This window comes from Rhodospirillaceae bacterium, assembly GCA_040219235.1.
In the GTDB taxonomy this organism is placed as follows: Bacteria; Pseudomonadota; Alphaproteobacteria; order Rhodospirillales; family Rhodospirillaceae; genus WLXB01.
Genome location: JAVJSV010000013.1, coordinates 1 through 7,113, shown reverse-complemented (window position 1 = coordinate 7,113; position 7,113 = coordinate 1). Strand labels below are relative to the sequence as shown.

General features: G+C 49.9%; 3 protein-coding genes. All 3 read right to left on the bottom strand.

The genetic code is table 11. The features are described from left to right. The coding region (locus RIC29_14360; GenBank protein ID MEQ8736105.1) for a type II secretion system protein N at positions 1–451 on the bottom strand (451 nt) is incomplete at its 3' end. A 153-nt stretch (positions 452–604) separates the two neighbouring features. Continuing rightward, the gene (locus tag RIC29_14355; GenBank protein MEQ8736104.1) at positions 605–3,172 is read right to left on the bottom strand and encodes a TonB-dependent receptor; all 2,568 of its coding nucleotides are present in this window, start codon (positions 3,170–3,172) and stop codon (positions 605–607) included. Between the two features lie 103 nt (positions 3,173–3,275). Then, positions 3,276–6,086, bottom strand: a complete 2,811-nt coding sequence (locus RIC29_14350; protein ID MEQ8736103.1) for a hypothetical protein — start codon at positions 6,084–6,086, stop codon at positions 3,276–3,278. Positions 6,087–7,113: the final 1,027 nt, after the last annotated feature.

Sequence of the window (7,113 nt, the reverse complement as noted above, 5' to 3'; positions counted from 1 at the left end):
ACGCTCTTCCGATCTCCACTCCATCGATTATGGCATCCCCCACAACAAACATGCTTTGTCGCTTGTCAGGGGTGCGAATGATCGCGCTTCCTGGCAAGTTTCCGTCTCCTGAACGAATACCAAAGAGTTGCAAATCCAGATTTGTCTCAGGTGCCTCAGACGTTGTCGCAGATGCCTCAATTTGCGCCACCGTGCCCGTAAATGGATTGCTGCGGCTAAGGATGTTGAGATCAAGATTTTGTGAAAGGATAGGCTGAGAGTCAGGGCTGTTTTCGGAGAAAGCGTCGGTAGTTTCAATAGACGTTCCATCCACTATCAACCACATCACTTGCGACCAGATAATACCGAGACAAAAGATGGCAGCGACATTTACCGCCCTCCTGCCCCATACAGGTGACTTTGAATCAGAGCGGTTTAACCCGGCCATAGCAAAAAGCTGGCTCTGGCGCATTGCGCCAACAGACCTTTGTATACCCCTAGATAACTGGGCATAGGATAAGACCGGCTGTGCTGGTGCACCGCCGCTATACTGATCTTGCATACTCTCCACCCGGTTGTGCCACCCCGAACGGGGGTGACAGAGTTTGCAAAAGGAATGTGTAGTTTAGAACCGCGTCTTAATACCTAACGATACCGTGACACCCAGATCGTAGCGCTCTGCAATCTGGTTGCCTTGCTGAATAACAAAATCATCATTGAGGAGGTTCGCCGCCTTCAGGCTGACTTCATAATCTCTGCCCCACGTCGTAAGCGTACGGGCATAATTTAAATCCAGACTAATTGGAGGCTTCTCAACTTCGTTCGGTGCGCCGAGGCGTCCTACACCGATAATCCGTTCGCCCGTGTAATTGAGGAGAATGGAAAACCTTTCACGGTCTTCAACTTCATCCCAACCGAACTGCAAGTTCCCGAGCCAATCTGACTGACCCTCAAGACTGCGCTGAGAGTCTGTTTGTTGGCCTGCCTCTAAGGGATCCAACGACACATTTGAATCGATATAAGAGCCGTTGACCTTGACGTAAAATTCGCGGCGTGATGTCCAGTTGTTGTCCATCCAATCATTGAGTGGGATAACTTTTTCCAGCTCAGCCTCAATGCCTTTCACTTCCGCCGACAAGGCGTTCGCCCAGGAGCGCAGCGGTGTATTGCCAATAAACTGATAGGTCTGCTCAATGGGGTTGCTGAACTCTTTATAAAACACGCCGACCGTTGCGAACTCGCCGGGGCCGAAATACCATTCCCAGCGCGCATCATAGTTGTCGATCTGAGCGATTTGCAGCTCAGGATTGCCACGGGTCTGCTGACCACGGTCATCAAGGAAGATTGCAGAAGACGTTTCACGCAGATCAGGCCGCGACAAAGTCTGGCTGAACGCGAAACGCATCTGCATGTTGTCATAGAATTCCCACGTCAGCGTGGCTGCGGGTAAAACGAACTCACCGCGCTGCGTCACCGTGATTGGATCAAGAGACACACGGTCTACTGTGGCTGTGATCTGTTTTGAATCTTCATAGCGAAGGCCGCCAGCGAGACGTACAAAATCGTTTAACTGAATGTCCAGACCACCATAAACCTGTTTGTTTTCCAGACTTGCGGTGAAGGTGTCCGACGCATCAAAGAATTCGCGCAACTCAAAACCACCAGGGCCGATGTTGACAGAGCCGAAAATGATTTCCGGGATCAGTTCACGAAGCGCCAGATTTGCGCCAGATGGAGGGTTAAAGCCGTATTGGACAAAGCCGGAGTTGCGGCTCTTATCCAGGTAAGCGGCACCGAGCTTGAGGTCGACGGCCATGTCACCAAGCAACATCGGCTGGAGAACATCGAAACCACCATCATAGGTGTCGTCTTTTAGATCACTCCAACTCGTCAGGGCTGAATCCGTCCGCAGCGGTAAACGGAAAACACTATCGAAATCATCATAAATGTAGCGGTACTGACGGCGGAAAGGCGCTTCACGAGAGGCCTTAGAGTATGATGCACGCCAGTTGAATTGGGTTTGTTCAAAGGTAGAATTATCAGTCAGCGCATCAAAATAGTGCTCACCGGATAATTGGTTACTCCACAAATAGTTTTCTATGTACTCATTACGGACAGATGTTCTAAGTGTGCCCGGGTCAGCGCCGAATTCGCCTTTTTCAAGCTGAACGCGCTTGGTACTTTTCCGAAGCACCATTGACGTCGCTTTGAGCGTGCTCTGATCAAGCTCAAGACCCAATGTAAATATGCCATTGAGGCCGACATCCCACTCTGTTCTGCGCAGTCCACAATCGTCACCTCCACCGATAAATCGATCACAGACGTCGGGAGCTAAATCGGTGCTGGGTGTGAGTTCGCCGCCGGAAATTTCAAATGTACGGAATTCACCAAACTCATTCCTCATCTCGCTGCTGTAATCAATCGCCGCAAGAATACCGAGGCTTGAGTCTGCAAAATCGAATCTGTCGCCATAGACAGCGTTAAGTCCGAAATCAGGCGCATTTGGCTCACTGTCAACCGACCAGATGTTAGGCAGAGATTCCCCTGCCGCTTCAAGTTCAGACGGTGACAAACCCTCAAGCAATGCATTGTTGTCTATAATATCCGGGATTGAACGAGACTTTCCGGGAAAGCCGAATATTTCTGAATTTGGGCCATCATAGCTGAGGCCGTCTTTAAACGTTGCTTCCGAATTGTACCCCCCAGAAACACCGAACTCAAAGAAGCGTTCATCAGGTACTGCCTTTGTACGTAGCTCAATAAGACCACCGCCAAATTCACCCTGAAACTGAGGAGAATATGTTTTCTGGACCAACACCCCGCCCAACAGGCTTGTGGGGAAAATATCCAACGGGACAACACGACGCAGTGGCTCCGGGCTGGGAATGGTAGAGCCATCTAACGTGGCATAGGAATAACGGCCACCAAGACCACGTACATATATGAATTTGCCAGACACAAGACTGAGCCCGGTAACCCGTTGCAAAATACCAGTGACTTCTGAGTCGCCAGATTGCGCAAAATCGACTTCATCGATCAGACTTGATATTTCTGATGTGGCCCTTTTTTCATCAGGAATATAAACGCCCTGAACGACAATTTCTTCCACCTCCTGTGCAGATAATGCAGAAGACATAACCATCATTGCAGATGTCAGTAGAGCCGCTTTGAGCCCAGAACGGTTCGCTATCATTTTTGCCACCCAGAAAATCGATATTCTCAAAAAACAGGAAATGCCGCGACGATGATTGAGGAAGAATGTCTCAGATCGCCGCGGCTAATTTCTCTCTACGTGTTTAGTCGTTCAACCAGACGGTCCAACCAAGAGTCCAGTTGCTACCTCCGTTCTGCACAGCGCCGACGTAGCTGACGCTATCGAAAAAGGAGTCGACCAGACTGACATCCGTGGCAGTCAAACCATTTTCAACAGCGCCGTTGATAAACCTGCGGTTGCCTGTTGATCCGTTAGCAGCCGTCAATGTGTTCGTTGTCGTCAAGTCATTGTTGGCTTGACCATTGACAAATGCCGCCAGGTCAAATGGATCTCCTGCCTCGTCATCTGTTGGGTCGGTGCAGTTAAACAGGGAAGACTGCACAGTCGTCGCACCAGTTAGAGATGTCGCAGAGGTGCCGGTAGCCGTAAACGTTGCGGTGTCATCCAAGTCGTAACATGCATCACGCCAGTTGGTGACGACAGTGTTCCAAATACGACCAGTGGTACCCCGGCGCAACACAATGCCAGTATCACCAACTGAGGTTCCACCAACAAAAGTTGCGTTGGCGATTAGTCCTGCGGCCCGAGGCAGGAAGTCATTGTTACCTTCCAGGTTATCAGCCTCAATTGCACGATCTGAGTTTGGCTGATTGTCGTTCTGATAGACAACGGCATACTGAATTTTGCCGCGCCATCCGAAGGTCCAATCGATCGAGTCATCGTCAGCGCCGGTTATCACAAGATGTTTTGCGTTAACCGTTCCACCGAAGAACTCAACACCATCGTCAGCACCATTGTGAACTTGCAGGTAATCAATCGACGTCCCAGAGCCTACGCCTTGGAAAGCGATACCATTGAGTTCGTCAGTTGCTGTGATCGGGTTACCAGCATATTTAACAACGGTGTAGAACAGGTTTCCGCTGTTGTCGGTATCATCGACACCACCGTACAGACCACTATCACCTTCACCCTCTTCCTCGCACACGCCAACCTGGTTGCAGGTGTTCAGACGCGCACGACCATTGATCACAAGGCCACCCCATAGACTGGTATCTGTATCAAGGTTAGCGGTGTCATCGCTGATTGCACTGAAAATAACAGGAGCCGTTGCCGTACCGTTAGAACGAAGTTGTGAGCCACGTGTCACCACGAGGTAAGATTGAACATTTTCCCCAAGAACACGCACGCCTGGATCAATGGTCATAATGGCCGTGTTACCAGAAGCCAAAGGCGTAGCCGGATCTTGCCCAGCATCGATGCCGACATCCACACGACCACGTAAGATGTAATCAAAGCCAGCAACAAGGCGAATGTCTGAAGTGTAAACGCCTTCCATGATGCATTGGTTACTGCCAGAAGCTGTTGTGCCTACGGGACAGCTTGCGGCCGGATTTAAGCCAAAGGACCAACCAAGGGTCCAGTTACCCGGTGCTGTAGAAGTCGAAATAGCGCCAATGTAGTCAACACTATCAAAGAAGCTGTCAATGGCACTGACGTCCGTTGCCGTAACTGCCGCTTCAGCCGTACCATTCACGAAACCTGATAACGATGAATTGCCGAAGACATTATTTGACTGACTAAGAACGAATTGTTCCAGGCTGAAAGGATCGCCGGCCTCGTCATCTGTCGGGTCATCACAATCAAATAATGAAGACTGTATCGTAGTATCGCCAGAAAGGTTTCTCGCGTTCGTTCCCGCGACAGAGAACGTGGCATTATCATCAAGATCGTAACATGCATCGCGCCAACCGGTTGCAACTACGTTCCAAAGCCTTGCTGCTGTTCCACGACGCAGCACAATTCCGGTGTCACCAACCGACGGAGATCCACCAATCAAGGTTGCATTTGAAATTAGGGGAGCTGAGCGCGGGAGGAAATCGTTGTTACCTTCCAGGTTATCAGCTTCGATGGCGCGGTCTGAGTTTGGCTGATTGGGGTTTTGAATAACAAGCAGGTACTGGACCTTGCCACGCCAGCCAAAAGTCCAATCAAGGGAGTCGTCATCCGCGCCAGTAATGACGACATGACGCGCGTTAACAGTACCACCAAAGAATTCGACGCCGTCGTCCGCACCGTTATGGACTTGCAAATAATCAATGGTGGTCCCACTACCGACACCCTGGAATGCAATGCCATTTAGCTCGTCGGTGGACGTGATTGGGTTGCCCGCATATTTGACAACAACATAACGAAGCGTACCACTATCGTCAGCATTGTTGTTGCCGCCGTACAATCCGCTATCGCCTTCACCTTCTTCTTCACAAACCCCGACTTGGTTACATGTGTTGAGCGTGGCTAAGCCGTTAATTACGATACCACCCCACTCTGAAGTATTCGGGTCATTGGCAGCTTCGCCGGTGTAAACGGCGCGTTGGGTTTGACCAAACTCCGCCGCTATACTTAGGTCTTGGGCACTGGTAAAGACGATTGGACTAGACTGAGTGCCAGCGGCTTCAATACGTGAACCGCGAGAAACCACCAGATACGACTGCAGATCTTGTCCGTAAACCGTGACACCCGGCTGAATGGTTAAGGTGGCTGCCGTGCCGCCAGACCCGTCCGAGGCTGCGTTCTCACCGACGACAACTTTACCGTTTAATGAATACAAGTTGCCGGACTCTAACGTAACATCCGATGTTATCACTCCAGACAATTCGCAGTGAGTCGAGGACCCAACTGTTATTTCGGCGGTCCCTGTTGGGCACGTTCCTGCGCTTGGAGGCGGTGTGCCGCCGCCATCGCCACCGCCACCATTTCCGCCGCCGCCAACGCCGGGGTTAGGACCAGAATCGCCTGGAGAGGCAATTTCGGTAGAACTGTCACTGCAAGCCGCAACTGAAAGTGCAAGACAGCTTGCGAGTAGAATTCGCAGAAGTGGTGAAGCGCTGGTCATGATATCCCCATGTCAGTGACTAAGAAATGAAGTTGGGCTTTGAAAGTGATTTGCCCGTTTTGGATTAAGTGTTGGGGACGAACTATCAGAGTTTATTTTTTCTGCATAGGATCAAGTACTTGATGTAATTTAACTTTAATACTGCGGATTATTACAGAATCTTTACTTTAAAATTACAGAAATATTTCAAGACTAAATCAGACCTCAGTACGCGCTTAGGGTAAGCCATTGAGAACTCCAAGCCCCTTTAACATCATCAGAAAAAGCAGCACGTTCCTCGTGAATACTTAGATGACACTTCCATGAATAATGAGGTGAGCTTATTGCTGTTTTTGATGCTTTTGCCCAAGTTGCCGTCATTCAAACGTAACACTTCTTTTCTGACGCACATTGGTGATGGACATGCTTAAACTATTAAGACACAAAATAATTTTTGCTTTCACCTGCGTCCTAACCCTAGCCTTTTCTGGAGTAGCCTCAGCGGCAGTGGACTCACAGTTTGCCAGCACAGCTCCGGCTCAAGCAGCTCCAAAAAACTCTTTGGACTACAACGTTTACATGAACTGGTGTGAAGCGGATCATACCCAATCAGAAAACTGGCAGGTTCAACTCGGATACTGCCTTGGATACTTGCAAGGCTTATACTGGGGGCAAGTGATTGGTTCGCCTGTATCTCAAAAGCCATTTTGTCTGCCTAGCGATTTTCAAAAGGCAGACATGGTAGAGGCCCTAAGCAGTTATGCTCGCAATCATTCCGCCCAGTTAACCGCTGTGAGTATGGGCGCGTCAGAAACTGCTCGCCTAGTTGCCAATGCGTTCAAGGAACACTTTTCCTGCGATTAGAGGCTGTCCCTTCTTTTTACTTCATCCGCCGATATTCGTGATGTAATCCACCAAGATGGGGACATTCAACGATGTCACCTTCTCGCTCGACCGGCCTTGAAGTAGGGGAATCTTTCTCTAAGGACAGATGCGTCCGGGTACGATTGTAGTATCGGGCATAGTTCTTAAGAGTTCGCCGCAAGTG